The sequence below is a fragment of the Salinivibrio socompensis S35 genome (genome assembly GCF_000513715.1).
Taxonomy (GTDB): domain Bacteria; phylum Pseudomonadota; class Gammaproteobacteria; order Enterobacterales; family Vibrionaceae; genus Salinivibrio; species Salinivibrio socompensis.
The window spans coordinates 1-15,248 of sequence record NZ_AQOD01000138.1 but is presented as its reverse complement, the minus strand read 5'-3'; the positions used below and the strand labels follow the sequence as shown (position 1 = coordinate 15,248).

The 15,248-nt window shown below is 47.7% G+C and carries 12 protein-coding genes and 2 pseudogenes; 8 read left to right on the top strand and 6 right to left on the bottom strand.

The window, feature by feature from the left end; all coding sequences use genetic code 11:
- The 5 genes from DZ54_RS22090 to DZ54_RS0114375 form a co-directional block, all read left to right on the top strand.
- A partial coding sequence (locus DZ54_RS22090) for an IS66 family transposase (protein ID WP_037354675.1) occupies positions 1–375 on the top strand: 375 nt, incomplete at its 5' end.
- A gap of 547 nt (positions 376–922) precedes the next feature.
- Positions 923–1,441 carry an Hcp family type VI secretion system effector gene (locus tag DZ54_RS0114390; RefSeq protein WP_025674831.1) on the top strand — a complete coding sequence of 173 codons (519 nt, stop codon included), beginning with the start codon at positions 923–925 and terminating at the stop codon, positions 1,439–1,441.
- Between the two features lie 130 nt (positions 1,442–1,571).
- Positions 1,572–3,518 carry a type VI secretion system Vgr family protein gene (locus DZ54_RS22085; protein ID WP_051416048.1) on the top strand — a complete coding sequence of 649 codons (1,947 nt, stop codon included), beginning with the start codon at positions 1,572–1,574 and terminating at the stop codon, positions 3,516–3,518.
- Between the two features lie 36 nt (positions 3,519–3,554).
- Entirely contained in the window at positions 3,555–3,839 is a 285-nt protein-coding gene (locus DZ54_RS0114380; RefSeq protein WP_025674829.1) for a type VI secretion system PAAR protein, read from the top strand.
- A 112-nt stretch (positions 3,840–3,951) separates the two neighbouring features.
- On the top strand, positions 3,952–4,947 hold the full coding sequence (locus DZ54_RS0114375; RefSeq protein WP_037354672.1) for an SEL1-like repeat protein: 996 nt from the start codon (positions 3,952–3,954) through the stop codon (positions 4,945–4,947).
- A 96-nt stretch (positions 4,948–5,043) separates the two neighbouring features.
- Here the strand turns inward: DZ54_RS0114375 and DZ54_RS22080 are convergent.
- Positions 5,044–5,932 (bottom strand): annotated as a pseudogene (locus tag DZ54_RS22080) (aspartoacylase).
- A gap of 217 nt (positions 5,933–6,149) precedes the next feature.
- On the opposite strand from DZ54_RS22080, the pseudogene DZ54_RS22075 reads away from it, so the two are divergent.
- Positions 6,150–7,579 (top strand): annotated as a pseudogene (locus DZ54_RS22075) (6-phospho-beta-glucosidase).
- A 77-nt stretch (positions 7,580–7,656) separates the two neighbouring features.
- Here DZ54_RS22075 and DZ54_RS0114360 read toward each other — a convergent pair.
- The 4 genes from DZ54_RS0114360 to DZ54_RS24930 form a co-directional block, all read right to left on the bottom strand.
- Positions 7,657–8,196, bottom strand: a complete 540-nt coding sequence (locus DZ54_RS0114360) for a histidine phosphatase family protein (RefSeq protein ID WP_025674826.1) — start codon at positions 8,194–8,196, stop codon at positions 7,657–7,659.
- A gap of 172 nt (positions 8,197–8,368) precedes the next feature.
- Entirely contained in the window at positions 8,369–10,204 is a 1,836-nt protein-coding gene (locus DZ54_RS0114355; RefSeq protein WP_025674824.1) for a GGDEF domain-containing protein, read from the bottom strand.
- On the bottom strand, positions 10,205–10,801 hold the full coding sequence (locus DZ54_RS23725) for a substrate-binding domain-containing protein (RefSeq protein ID WP_164831606.1): 597 nt from the start codon (positions 10,799–10,801) through the stop codon (positions 10,205–10,207).
- A complete protein-coding gene (locus tag DZ54_RS24930) occupies positions 10,779–11,054 on the bottom strand; it encodes a type 1 periplasmic-binding domain-containing protein (protein WP_128080541.1) in 276 nt (91 codons plus the stop codon). Before DZ54_RS24930 ends, DZ54_RS23725 begins: the two co-directional genes overlap by 23 nt.
- 407 nt (positions 11,055–11,461) lie before the next feature.
- Here DZ54_RS24930 and DZ54_RS0114345 point away from each other — a divergent pair, with 407 nt between their 5' ends.
- Positions 11,462–11,818 (top strand): hypothetical protein, encoded by a 357-nt coding sequence (locus tag DZ54_RS0114345; protein WP_025674822.1) that lies wholly within the window; start codon positions 11,462–11,464, stop codon positions 11,816–11,818.
- A 51-nt stretch (positions 11,819–11,869) separates the two neighbouring features.
- The gene (locus DZ54_RS0114340; protein ID WP_025674820.1) at positions 11,870–13,171 is read left to right on the top strand and encodes an MFS transporter; all 1,302 of its coding nucleotides are present in this window, start codon (positions 11,870–11,872) and stop codon (positions 13,169–13,171) included.
- 94 nt (positions 13,172–13,265) lie between these two features.
- On the opposite strand, the gene DZ54_RS0114335 is transcribed toward DZ54_RS0114340, so the two are convergent.
- Complete coding sequence (locus DZ54_RS0114335) at positions 13,266–14,936, bottom strand: methyl-accepting chemotaxis protein (protein ID WP_025674819.1); 1,671 nt, start codon at positions 14,934–14,936, stop codon at positions 13,266–13,268.
- Positions 14,937–15,248 lie beyond the last annotated feature (312 nt).

Genomic DNA, 15,248 nt, shown 5'->3' with positions numbered 1-15,248 from the left:
GACTTTAAACGCTGGCTTGATAGCCTGCATGTGTTACCCAAAGGCGCCTTAGGCCAAGCCATCACGTATGCGAAAAATCAGTGGCCCAAGCTGCTGACCTATCTGGAAGATGGGCGTATTAGCATCGACAACAATGTGACAGAGCGAGACATCCGCCCGTTCGCCACGGGTCGAAAAAACTGGATGTTCTCGACATCTGTCGGTGGTGCCAAAGCGAGTGCCAATCTGTATAGCTTGGTGATGACATGCCGTGCCAATGACATCAATCCCTATTATTACTTCCGGCACCTGTTCGCTGAATTACCTAAGCGCTCGCCATCGGACGATATGTCAGATCTGATGCCGTGGTGTGTGGAACTCAGTGATGTCGAGTAGGCGCTCACCGGTTTATTAACCGCTTACGACAATTGATCTATTTGGCAGAGCTGGATCCTGCAAGAGAGAAAGACCGAGACCAAAATGGTACAACGGCCGATGAGTATAGACAGGGCCCCACACCCACACCACAAAGAGTTCGACAGCGTGGAATAGATGCAGGTGTATCGACTATCCCAATCCCATGGGAGAAAGTGGGCAAAGTTTATAGCAAAAACACAGTCGAGTTGCTCAGTGAGCAGTAATGGTGGGTAGATCGAGGGTGTTCAATATTCTGTGTCACCGGTTCATCACAGATCCAGGTAACCGTCGATCCGGCCTTTGAAGTGGATGCTCAGCTGCGATAGTTAGTAAACACTCAGCGGTATGCTAAGCAACTTTTTGCCAAGCCAAGCAAAAAGTTGCCTGGTGCGTGCAAAAAATTGGTCAGATGATTTCTAAGATTATGAAATTAAAGGGATAAAAAACTGGCATGAATCTAGCTTGATAGGTGGGGTAGACAGCAACAGTCGCTGTTTGAACTCGAATCATACAAAAAGGAGCGATTATGCCAACGCCATGTTATATCTCAATTGAAGGCGAAACTCAGGGTTTGATTACTGCCGGTGCATGTACCGCGGATTCTATCGGTGATGCATTCGTTGAAGGCCACGAAGACGAAATGCTGGTGCAACAGTTTGATCACAATGTGACGGTGCCGACTGATCCACAGTCAGGTCAACCATCCGGGCAGCGTGTTCATAAACCCTTTAAGTTCACCGTCGCGCTAAATAAAGCCGTCCCGCTGCTTTATAACGCACTGTCTTCGGGTGAAAAAATGTCGACAGTAGAGCTGAAGTGGTATCGTACCTCGATTGAAGGTAAGCAAGAAAACTTCTTTACCACTAAGTTAGAAAGTGCTTCTATCGTGGATATTCATTGTGAAATGCCACACTGCCAGGATCCGGCTAAGTCTGACTTCACTCAGAACTTAACCGTATCGATGTCTTACCGCAAAGTTATCTGGGAGCACGTTAACGCGGGCACCTCTGGCTCTGATGACTGGCGCAAGCCGGTTGAAGCTTAATTGCTACTGCTATTTATAGATTGCGTCGGCTTTGTGCCGGCGCTTCATCATTTGTCTAGCAACGTTCGCTTTCCAGAGAGCGTTGCTAGACAAGTGTTCACTTTCGTTGAAACGAGACTTAGGAGACATCATGGCGAAGTTGCGGTTTGAATTTAACGTCGAGGGCCTAGAGCCTGAAACGTTTGTGGTCAGAAAGTACCAAGGATATGAATCGCTTTCTGCTGCTGAATTCGATCAGCAATCCTGTAATGGGTTTCGTTATTCGATTGCTTTGGCGAGTCGTGACCACTCACTTACTCCAGACCAAGTGGTGGACTGCCAAGCGACGCTTTCCCTCTATCGTAATGAGCAGTGTGAGCGTCGTATCAGTGGCATTGTGCGTCAATTTTCCCAAGGGGATATTGGCCACCATCACACTTATTATGATGTTGAATTAGTGCCTGAAATTGAGCGTCTATCACTACGGCAAAATAGCCGTGTATTCCAGCATCAGACGGTCCCGCAAATCATTTCCGTGCTTTTGCAGGAAATGGATATCACGGATGTCGGTTTCGGACTGACAAAAGAATACGCTGAGCGTGAATTCTGTGTTCAATACCGAGAAACGGACCTCGCGTTTTTCCATCGAATCGCCGCAGAAGAGGGGCTCATCTACTGCTTTTTATGGAAAGAGGGAAAGCAGCTTTTATATATCACTGACTCGCCCTTTTCGCTTCCTGCTCTTGAACAGCCGATTGCGCATAACGCTCAAGCTGGAGGTGTCGTCGATGAGCCGTATATTCGTGCCATCGAAAAGCACACTCGGATAATCCCTTCATCACTGGAAATGAAAGACTATAGCTTTAAAAAACCCAGTTATAGTTTTTTGCAGCAAGTAAACACTGTAGGCATCGATTATCAACGCCAAGATTATGAGGTTTATGACTTTCCGGGCAGATATAAAGATGATGCGCAAGGCAAACACTTAGCGCAGGTACGGCAAGAATTTTTGGTGCGTGATAAAGTCACCGCAGCAGGAAAAAGTAATCATTTTCTTGTGCAGGCGGGTCATGCATTTGAAATGCAAGATCATCTCGACCGTACCATGAATCAAAAATGGCAGGTGGTGCGCGTTCAGCATTACGGCACGCAACCTCAAGCACTAGAAGAGGCAGGTGGTGAAGGTGCGACGACTTACCATAATCAGTTTACTGTGATACCGGCCTCCACCTCGTGGCGGGCATCCCCGCACCCTAAACCACAGGTGGACGGCCCTTTAATTGGTATAGTGGTTGGACCTAAAGGCGAAGAAATTTTCTGTGATAAACACGGCCGCGTGAAAGTTCATTTCCCGTGGGACCGTTACTCCAATGGTGATGACAAAAGCAGCTGCTGGATACGGGTGGCGCAAGGCTGGGCGGGCAGCCAATACGGCATGATGGCTATCCCCCGCATTGGCCATGAAGTGATCGTGTCTTTCTTACACGGTGACCCAGACCAACCGATTATCACCGGCCGCACCTATCATGCGACCAATGTGCCGCCCTATACCTTGCCGGTCAACAAAACCAAGACGGTCTGGCGCAGTGAAAGTCACCAAGGGGAGGGTTACAACGAGCTGACGTTCGAAGATCAATCAGGCAGTGAGCAAGTGTATTTGCACGCTCAGCGTGATTGGCAATCAAGCGTAAAAAATGATGCTATTACCCAGGTGCGGCATGATCAACACCAAAAAGTCGGGCATGATTCTTTTTCGACCGTCGCGAATAATCAGCATGTCACGGTCGATAAGCAATCACGAACACGAGTGAAAAAAGATGCCACGCTTGATGTATCTGGCGGTATTGATGAAAAAATCGATAACCGTTTCGCCGCAACGGCGGGACGTGAGGTGCATCTAAAAGCAGGATCAAATGTCGTGCTTGATGCAGGCACGGAGGTTACGGTAACCGCCGGTGGTAGCGTCATGAAGGTTGATGCGGCAGGTGTGCACTTGTTAGGCCCTGCCATTAACTTAAATGCCGGTGGGAGTGCCGGTAGTGGCTCGGGCTACCAAGGAAAAAAAGCTAAACCGCCGCGTTCGGTAAATAAACCTTAATCGTTTAATGTAAACATAGAGAATTTGAGGAAAGATATGCCAAAAGCTGCACTTGTTGGCCATGTGGGAACCGCGCATGATGGCTTTCCACCAACACCGATTGTCGCGGGATCGCCAACGGTAAAAGTGGATGGAATACCCGTTGTTCGTAAAGGCGATCCACTGGCACCGCACAGTAAACCGAAACATCCGCCTCATGGGCGAGCGGTAAATGCCGGTTCAGGTAGCGTCATGATTGATGGTAAACCGGCCGCCCGTATCGGTGATGCGGTAAGCTGTGGTGGTGTGATTTCAGGAGGTTCGAGTGTCAATATTGGTTAATCCCCCATCAATGCTCAGAGCAAGCGCGTATGCATGTTTATTAATACCATGTTTATTAATACTTAGTGGGCACGTACATGCCGAAAAGATTGACGTTGAGGCGATCCCTTTTGTGCAATTAGAGCCGGTTGAAAAAATCGCCGATGACTATGATATCCAGGCGATGACACCGGAGGCGCTATTTGAGCATGGACGTTTGTCTCGCGCTCAGTTCCATTACCAACGAGCTGAAAAGTACCTACGTGCGGCGGCGGATCAAGGCATTGTCCCTGCGGCTTATTTATACGCTGTGCTCGTCAGTGATGATGGTAATAAATTGGCTTATTCACCAGTCGCGCAGCAATACCTCACGCAGGCTGCAAAGGCGAACTATATTCCAGCCATGAAACTGCTCGTTGAAGAAGGAGAGTGGTTGTCGGCAAATCACCGTACTATTTGGCGTTATAAGTATGAAGAAGCGTTAGTGGCTTGGTATGAAGAAGCGCCTGAAGACGCTGCTTTTAGTCTGTATCAGTACACCTATCCAACAGATAAAGAAAAAGCCGAACGGTATTTAGAAGAGGCGATTGCGGCAAATGATGTCGATGCCTTGTTACATAAAGCATCGCAAATAGAGCTGGCTGAGCGCGGCTTTTATCTTTTCCCAAGCTCTCGCCTCGATGCGGCCGCTGAAGTAAAAAAGCAGGTTGCCAATGCTGGTGGGATCCCAGGAACCAAAAGTTTATATCGCGATTTAATCCGCCGAGGAGAAAGCCCTAAAGCCGTTGAGTGGCGAGAAAAAGCAATTGAGCAAGGTGATCTAATGTCTCTTGCTGCCCTCGGTCGCCTTTATACAACAGAACACGCGCCTGACGATCCCGAGTATACAGATGGCCTCGTTTATCTATCTGCCTATTTGGATGTGGTTGGCCAAGGGCGTTTTGTCGATCTGAGGCAGCAGGCAATGGAACAGTTTGAGTTAGCGTCTTCGCGAGTATCAAATGACGTCATTGAAAAGGTAGAACAAAGAGCGGCTGAATTGCGTCGGGCACACACTTTCTTTCATTATGATCGCTACTGGCAAAAAACGGCGTTAAAGAAAAAACCCGCAACTAAGCCAGTGAGTTAATTGCGAGCGAGCGTTGTTTCTGTTTTCTGAGCGGCCACATAACCGAGGCATTGATACATCGGTTCGATGTTGGTCGCTTTTTTATACGTCTCTCAGTTACACCTCAATAGTCAACACCTCAGCCATCGACATCGCTATGTTGTTGTCATAATACGCCGCTTCGTTAATAAAGTGCGGATACGCCGTGTAGCTTCCTTCCCAAGCGATTTCACGACCGTCAAAGCACATGAACAAGGGGTCACCGGGTGCGACTGGGGCAAAGTCTTTGTCTTGCACGTTTTGATGCACCATACCGATGCGTTCTCCTTGCGCATTTTGTGGCAGGTGTAACGTCTCTTTATAGCGATAAGCGGTCACTTGTAGAGGCAACTCTGGCACCTTATCGATATTAAAAAGATGAACGAAATCGAGAATATGGATGGTCATCTCTTGCATGGATTCCATCACATCATGACGTAATACCGATTGCGGTTGGGGGCCAACTTCAACAATCACCCCTTGCTTAGCTACTGAGCATAAAAAAGCATGCTGGAGAGGCTTGATATGATCTTCCACTAAAATAATGGCATCGGGCATACGCTCACTGATGTAGGCCGCAAGTTGTTTATTGAACGTATCTAATGCTAACAAGATGAGCGTAGGTCTCATATTGCTGGTGGTATTGTGCAAATCGATGATGAAATCGACGCGAGGATCCCTTTGGCCTTAGCTGTTGATTGAGGACTTTCGCACGACTTTGATTCGTAATTTGGCTAAAGTAATTGAATCGGCTCGAGCCTTGCGGGTCGAACTGTCGGTTTAAGTCACAGTCGAGATAACGTTTGTTTGCATGATAAGCCGAGGGATTAGCGAATACATGCTCAGTTGAGAAACTATCCCGAGTCGTTATCGAGGTATTTGCTTGCCACTGTTTCAGTGCGTAAATCCCGCTAAACTCATTGCCATGGGTGCCACCGACGATGGCCACTTGACTGAAGCGACTCATGAGAACTCCTTGTGTTGAATGAAAAGACATCCGCTTATGTCGTCGTGCTAGCTTAGCATCGATACCTGAAGAGATTAATAGAATTAATTTTTCTTTTATATTGGTTTTTTATTCAAAAAGAGGGAAGGAAAAGTGTTCAGACAATCTTTGCGTCAGTTCACACTTCAGCAGCATTGAACCGGTTAGGCTGGAACAAAAACGTAAGTAGAGGTAAGGCATGAGTAGCAAATTTCCGGATAATTTCTTATGGGGTGGCGCAGTGGCTGCTCATCAGGTCGAGGGTGGATGGAATTGTGATGGTAAAGGCGTAAGTATCGTTGATGTGTTAACTAAAGGTGAACACGGCGTGCCGCGTAAGATCACCGAGCAAGTCAAGGCTGAGGAAACTTATCCTAACCATCAAGCGGTTGATTTCTACCATCGCTATCGTGACGATATTGCGCTGTTTGCAGAGATGGGATTCAAATGTTTTCGGACGTCGATTGCTTGGGCCCGTATTTTCCCGAATGGGGATGACGCAACGCCTAACGAAGCAGGGCTGGCGTTTTATGATGACTTGATTGATTGCCTGTTAGAGCATGGTATCGAGCCTGTGATTACATTGTCGCATTTTGAGATGCCGCACCATCTTGTGAGTGAATACGGTGGCTGGGCAAACCGAAAAGTCGTCGATCACTTTGTTCGTTTTTGTGAGGCCGTATTGACGCGCTACCGTGACAAAGTCACCTATTGGATTACCTTCAATGAGATCAATAATCAGCTCAACTGGGATTATCCGCTATTTGGCTATTGTAATTCGGGAGTCGTGTTTACGGAGCACGATCATCCTGAGCAAACCTTGTATCAAGTGCTGCATCATCAATTTGTGGCGAGTGCGAAAGTCGTTGCGCTGGGTCATGTCATCAACTCTGATTTTAAAATTGGTAGCATGATCACATGATGCCCTTGCTATCCTGCCACGTGCCATCCAGATGATATGTTGGCATCACAGCAAGCGATGCGCGATAAGTATCTCTGCAGTGACGTGCAGATTCGGGGTCATTACCCTCACTATATTTGGCCTCAATGGGCAAGCAAAGGAATTAAGGTGGTGATGCATGATGATGATGCCAGATCTTAAAAAATGGTCGGGCGGATTTTTTGGCCATTAGCTACTACATGACTAACATTGTCGACGCTAATCCACCAGAACAAGATGAAAATGCCTTGTTCAGTGCAAGCCGATTGAACCCGCATTTAACGGCCTCTGATTGGGGTTGGCAGATCGATCCGAAAGGATTACGTTATGCCCTTTCAGCGTTGTATGAACGCTATGAAGTGCCTATTTTTGTGGTTGAAAATGGCCTAGGCGCGGTCGACACTCCCGATCAAGCGGGCGCAGTCAGTGACGATTATCGTATCGGCTACTTGTCGCAGCACATTGAAGCGCTTGGCGAAGCGATGTCACTCGATGGTGTGGATGTGATGGGATATACGCCTTGGGGATGTATTGATTGTGTATCTTTCACCACCGGAGAGTACCGTAAACGGTATGGTTTTATCTACGTTGACCGTCATGACGATGGCAGTGGTGACTTTTCTCGTCATCGTAAGAAAAGCTTTTATTGGTACCAGTCTGTCATTGCCAATCATGGTTTGACTGAATAGGGAGTCGATCACAGGGGACGCATCAGCGTCCCTTTTATTGTCAAACTGACACGACGAACTAGGGCTGTGGTGATGGCTTAAAGATTGGGTTGATAATCAAATTCAATCATTTCGCCATATTCGATGCCTTGTTCACGATAACCCACGATCGCTTCAATCACATTAAAGTGCGCGACCACGGCAATCGTCGAATACGCGTGATATGTATCGAGCACAGCGCTCACCCGACGGTGCAATGCCGTTGCGGATTCATAGCCAGCATTGGTGACCTCATTACCATTCGCAAAGAGCTCTCTGTACTCATTCCAACGGCGATCGCGTTCAGAAAGCGGAATATAGCTCCCCTTTGTGTCCGCTTGCCATTCGCGTAAATCGTGCTCGACAAACAGATCCTTTTGCAGTTGCCGGTTAAGGATTTCGGCTGTTTGAAGGGCGCGCGTGTAGGGTGACGAGAGTATAATCTCTGCTTGTTGCAAGAGGGTGTGGCTGGCCTGAGCTTGAATGTCTGGAATACACGCGCGCTGCAGTGGCGCATAGTCTTTTTCCAGCTGGCTCATCTGACGAGCATCGGCCAAAGCGTAATCGGTTTTTCCATGACGGACAAAGACGACTTTCATCAGGCTTCCTTTTCTAGCGTCGATAACGGATTTCAGTTTGCGTATACGTCAAGAAAGAGGCGTTTTTATGGGTGGATAGTTGCTACAACCTCATTGATATGGGTTGTAGCATACCGTCATCGTGCTGTCATGAAACGCTCGAAGAATAGAGAATATGACGTGAGCGATCTCGCTATTTTTGACTTCGATGGTCAATAATATTAATGCGATCACGCCCTTCCTCTTTGGCCTGATACAGGCGTTGGTCCGCCATTTCTAGCAGATAGGAGTCAGTGGTTTCATCGGTCGGCTGTAAAATGATCCCGCCCATGCTCACCGTAATCGTCTCGCCATCTGGGTTTTTCACATGAGTGAGACCAAGTTTCGCTATATCATCACGAATCGCGTCAGCTAATGCATGAAGCTGAGCGGCACAGTGTGTCGATAGTGTGATGGCAAACTCTTCTCCCCCAAACCTTGCCACTGTTCCTTGAAAGGCTTGGGTTTGTTTGAGTAACACACGCGCAATCTTAGTGAGTACATCGTCGCCTTTGAGATGCCCATATTCATCATTGTAGGCTTTAAAGTGATCAACATCGATCATCATCACCGCAACGGGTAATTCATTTTCAATACCATGATGGATATGGCTTTTAAGTTCGCGTTTAAAAGGGCGACGTGTACTCAGGCGTGTAAGATCATCGGTCTCTGCTTGTATTTTTAGTTTTTCATTTGCTGCGATCAGTTCTTCCTGCAGCTCTTCCATCGCAAAGTGGTTACGCTCTCGAATCATGACCTCACTAATCGCCGTCGCAAAGCGCTTCAAGAGTAACGTTTTGTTATTATCCCAAATAAACGGTAATTGACGATTTGCCACCGTGATCATACCAAAGCTTTTTCGGCCGTCGGTGAGAGGGAATGCGGCAAAAGAGAGAATGTGCCGTTGACGCAACCACGAACGTTCATTAATCGCATCATCCCCAAGCTTTCCAGCGTGAGGGACTACCAGTGTATCTGTGTCCGCGAGCCAGCGTTTGATCATATGCATGTCACTTAAATCCACTGTTTCTGCGGCAAAATCGGCCTCTTCTGGCCAAAAACAGCGACGTTCGGCGAGGTATGAATCAAAGGCGTACCAGCCGATAGCCTCCACGCCTAGCAGTGACGCCATTTGCGGAAAAATACGCTCAACATCTTCGGTGATATGCTGAGAATCTGCGCGCAGAAATTGAATGGAGATATCGGCCAGCAATGCGCTCGCACTTGATTGCCAGTTTAGTGCTTTCGTTCGTTGCGCTACCTGCTCTTCGAGTAACGTTTGATGTTGGCGTAGCTCGCGTTCAGTGATGCGTTTTTGTGATAAATCATCTTTGATTCGAGACTGGAGCGAATGGATTGAACGCGAGACTTGACCAATTTCATCATTACGTTGAATTAACTGAATCGGCACACTGTTTTGGCTCGTTTTATCGGCTTGGTAATAGTCTAATGCGTTTGCAAGCTGTTTCAGCGGCCGAGAACAAAGACGATTTAGCACCCAGAGAATCAGCAAGGTGATTATCAATGTTTCGGTAAAATGAACGGCGGCAATCGGTGCTATACTACTCAATGCCTCGCGTTTTACCTCGCTGTTATCGAGCACGATATTCAAGGTACCAATATTATTGCCTTGCACACTAAGCAATGACTGATGATTGGCGTCACAATGACGACTGGTGTGATTGACCTCGGTGACCGTCGTACCATCAAACCCCGTGACATCGACTCGACAGACGGTCGGGGTCATCGCTAACCCTTTAACACTACGACGTACGAGTTCTAAATCAACGACCCATAGCGCATGGCTAATAACGCGTGCTGAGTTTTGACTGCGACTTTCCACCAGTTGCGTCGTCGTTGTCAGTGCTCGCTGATAGTTGATATACATTTGCGTTAGGGTCGTCCCGATAGCAAAGAACAAACTAATGGCGAGTACGATAAAGGCGACACGAGTTTGAAGGCCGCGCAAGTTAATAGTACGTATTGTCACTTAGTTATCCATATTCGTTGAATGAGGCGCACATTGGCTTTCGGTCCGTCGAGCCATTTTTAAAAACGGGATCTCATGCCAAGCTTGTTCGCGTAATTGTGTAAAAAAGTGCGTGTCAGGCGTGATCAAACGAAAAAGCTCGCCGCTACATCTTTTTGGTATGGGTAGACCGCTATCGTGCGCATAAATATGGCTCAATGCAAGGCCGGCTGCGGAGAAATGCCCACCTCCCAGTGCCGAAATATTCCCTTTTTCACGTGAAGCGAGCACTTTTTCTGACGTGTTTACCGTGGCAAAAAATATGTCTTCGCCCGGCGTTTTTCCCGCCGCCTTCGCAGCTTTCATCGCGCCAAACGCCATGTGGTCATTGGCGGTCCACACGTAACGTACATTCGGGTAGCGCTGTAGCAAGGTATGCATTTGTTCACGGCTAATGGATTCGTTCCATTGACCATGAACAATCTGACGTAAGGTAATATTTTTTTTCTCATTAAAGAAACGTTGTCCGCCCGCTTCGCGTTGAACGGAGGCTGGAGTGGTGAGATCGCCCGAAATCATCACCGCTTCACCAGGTTCATCGTTGCCAGCAAGTACCATTTCTTCCGCCGATAGCATAACCAATAGTCTGGTTATCCGGAATGATGCTAGGGAGAAGAAATTCTTGCCAATGCGTATCTTGTTTTAATGTCTTTTTTGTCTGCTCATCCATATCGTTTAAGATCACCTGAACGTAAATGGGATAATTGCGCAACATCGGTAATAAGTTATCCGCTGCTAATTTCTCATTAACGATGATGACGTAATCGGGACGCGTCGGCTTATTTAGGGTGGCAGAGAGAATTTGACGCATTGCGAAGTGATTGCGATCGGCATGTCGGATCGTTAAGTCAAGATTTAACCCCTTGGCAGCAGCGTTGGCATAATCATCTACATCCTGCCAAAAGCTCTCAGTGGCAAAGCTGGTTGATAAAAAGTACTCGGGCCGGTTGTTGCGCTGCCGCGAGGGCGAGTGTATTGAAGAGCGTTCCCACAGACACGATAAGCCATACCAACAGTGTGTTTCTCATCCTTGCTACCAATCCTCATATATTTTGTTACCACTTTTAGATTATGATAGTGCATCTGTATAGAATTGATTGCGATGAAGTCTTACTCTTACCATGACAAAAGAAGTTTAAGCGCCATTGTCTGACTCTTAACTTCCCGCTCCTTGATCATGCGAGTCAGTACCATACTGAAAAGAAAAGGCGGAAGCTTATGGTTTTTCTCGTCATAACAGCACTTGCTCTATTGGGTGGTGTACTAGCCGGTGAACACTTTCATTCCTATCTTTTAGGGTTTGGGGTTGCCAGTACGGCCGTGGGTGTGGGTTATTGGATTACCTTTCGTAGTACGCATTATCCACAGTTTGCCTTGTTTTTATTGCTGCTCGGTGTGGTTGCTAAAATAGTGGTAACCGCGGCCGGCGTTCTTCTCGGATTAAAGCATTCGCTCATCACCTCCCCGTTTGTGTTTTCGTTGTCTTATCTCTTCTTTTTGTTTGCGTCGACCTATTGCTACTTTCGTTACCGTGAATATTGGTTAACACGTTTTCGACATAAAGACTTACAATGATTGATTTAAGTGCCGCTATCGAGCAAATAAATTATAGAGTTGGGGGAGAGTGTGGATAAACTGGCGGATGATCTTCATCAAAAACTATTCAATGAGGAAGACGCGCGCGCTTGTAAAGATATCGACGGTAGTGCGTGTCGTGAAGTGCCGGGGAATTTTTTCCGAATTATCGTCAGCCAAGGGCTCACCAAAATTGGCGATGCGGTGTCCAACCCGAAAATCGTATTGCCAGCGCTTCTCACCGCGGTTGGTGCGCCTTTGGCTTTAATTGGGTTATTGGTACCAATCCGAGAGGCGGGCTCGTTAGTCCCTCAGCTAGGCATTGCCGGTTATGTCCGCCAATTTGCGGTACGTAAGTGGGCATGGGTAGCGGGCTCTGTTATCCAAGGTGTTTGTATCCTCGCCATGGCGATCACGGCACTGCTGTTAACTGGTCAAGCAGCGGGCTGGGCCATTATTGGGCTGCTGGTGGTATTTAGTCTGGCGCGAGGTCTGTGCTCGGTGGCATCGAAAGATGTCTTGGGTAAAACGATTCCTAAACCCCAGCGGGGACGCTTGAATGGCTGGTCGTCGAGTTTGGCCGGCGCGGTGACGATTGCTGCGGGCGTGGGGCTTTTTAGTGTCTCTGATCAGCAGCATGTTTGGGTGTACTGTGCATTGCTAGCATTCGGCGCGGTGCTTTGGTGGGTGGCCGCCGCGATTTATAGCCAAGTCGATGAATATGAAGGCGCAACAGAAGGCGGCGCTAATGCTCTGATGCATGCACTTTCTAAAACCCGATTATTGGTGGATGATGCGCGGCTTCGGCGTTTCGTGATCACCCGGTCATTGCTGCTTTGCTCTGCCTTATCCGCCCCGTACTATGTACTTTTAGCCAGCCAACATAGTGAAGCCCTAGCCGTTACTACTGCGAGCTTTGTTGCGATTAGCGGCATCGCCAGTTTGTTATCTGCACCATTTTGGGGCTTATTTGCGGATCGTTCGAGCCGCCAGGTGATGATGTTCGCCGCTGTTGTGACGGCGGTATTGGGGCTGGTTGTAGTGAGCATCAGTCATTGGTATCCGGTACTTTTCTCCTCGGCGTGGGTGCTACCTTGTGTTTATTTTGTGTTGACCATTGCCCACGAAGGCGTCCGTCTTGGGCGTAAAACGTATGTGGTGAATATGGCAGAAGGCAACCAGCGGACTGATTATGTTTCGGTGAGTAACACATTCATTGGTCTTGTTTTGCTCATAATGGGTGCGTCGACCGCGTGGCTCAGTCAATGGGGGATCATGGCGGTGATTGCTGTGTTATCTGTTCTTGGGTTACTTGGCGCATTGATGGCACGCGCTCTACCTGAAGTGGAGTGATAAGTCTAAAAATCTTGTTAGCTCTATCAATCGAAGAAACCCAATAGAACAAAAGGCGCTGGATCGACAGCGCCTTTTACATGACAGCAAAAATCTAAACTTTAAATTGGCGGATCAGGCGTTTGAGCTCATCACCGGAGTGATTTAAATCTGACGCTGTGTGCGCCGAGTCATTACTGGCACTGAGTAATTGGCTAACAATATCTCGGATAGAAATTAAATTGCGGTGGATATCCTCGGTGACGGTGGTTTGCTCCGCGGCCGCAGAGGCAATATGAGTGGTCATGTCATTGATTTGGGTAATGGCATTGCTCACCGAATCGATCCCACTGCCAATCTCGTTTGACGCCTCTGAGGTTTGCTGACAGGTATCGTTACTTTGCTTCATGCCCTCTACGGCCTGATTCACATAAGACTGCAGCTCATCCAACATCTCTCGAATTTCGTGAGTGCTCTTTTGCGTACGGCTCGCGAGGGTTCGAACCTCGTCAGCAACCACCGCAAAACCACGACCTTGCTCACCGGCACGTGCAGCCTCAATCGCCGCATTCAGTGCTAACAGGTTCGTTTGTTCAGCGATATCTCCAATCACGGAGAGGACGCCGGTGATTTTATGTGATTGTTCATTTAATGAATCGACATTACTGCTCGACGTACTCATTTGCTCCACAAGTGTTTTCATCGAGTTAATTGAAAACGCAACTTTGTCTTGTGCCTGGCGTGCATCACCCGTTGCCGCACTGGTGGCATCGGCAACTTGCGTGGCGCTCTGAGAGACTTCTTGTGCGGCAGAGCTCATTTCGGTGACCGCGGTGACCACTTGTTCTGTTTCGTTATCATGTGTCTGTAACTGGCTTGCAAATTGTGCAGCTTGGCTGTCTATATCATTGGCCGATTGGCTGACCTTTTCTGTTACCTCAACGACACTGCGTATGGTGGTTTGCAGCTTATCGATAAAGCGGTTGAACGCATCCCCCAGCAAGGCGATTTCATCGCTTCCTTTAATTTTAAGGCGCTGGGTGAGGTCGCCATCCCCGTCGGCGATATCATTGAGATTATCTAGCATGTCTTTTACGGGGGTCGACATCCGTTGGGCGACAAAAGCGACGGCAACGAACGTGATGATCAGAATAAGAATACCCGCAACGATCATTCGTACGGTTTGTGCCGCTAATGCTTCTTCTGCATTTTCACGGAAATCGGCAACACGCGCCTCAATGTCGTCAATATACGCACCAGTTCCCAACATCCATTGACCGTTGTTGACCATATCGGCGTAGCCAATTTTTTCGATCAGTTTATCGGTGCCAGGCTTTTGATAAAGATAGGTAAACGTACCATCACCACGTTGCGCTGCTTCCAATAGGCCTACAATCACTTTATTGCCTTTGGGATCGGTCAGATTGATTAAGGAACGGCCTTCAAGCTCCGGCTTCAAAGCGTGGAATACATTGTTGCCTTGTTTGTCATAAATGTAAAAGTAGCCCGCTTTACCAAAGGTCACTTCGCGAAGTGCGTCTTTGACATTTTGCGTAGCATCGCCGCCCGCTTGCTGCGCATTTTTTACTACGGTCGCCGCAATTTCAGTGGCTTCGCGAAGCTGTGTTTTTCGCTCATCAACCAATTTGGTTCTAAAGGTGACAATGTTCTCCTCGACCAGCTCGCGCTCGTAATAGGTGGTAATAAACAATGTAATGAGAATGGATAATACTAAAGGTACAATGGCAAGCACTAAGAGCTTCCCGCGCAGCATTAACTTCAACATACCGGATACCTTGTGTTAATTATGGTTTCGAATTCGCTAAAGTATGGAAGACATCTCTTCTGTTTGCCGCGCAAAAAGCCCTTTTATTTGATGTGGATTGGGACATATCTGGTAGCGCATCACGATTGTCTAACTAATTGTGCACAAATAAATGTGGTAACCTTCTGAATTTACAACAGTCTACGCTGATTGTACGCGTATACGCTGACTCCTCTGATCTCTTCCTTACCTTACCGACCTAATTTAATTCCCTTTTCCAAAATGCCTATTTTCACATACTAAAAAAGCTATCTTTTGAGAAAAACAGTCAGT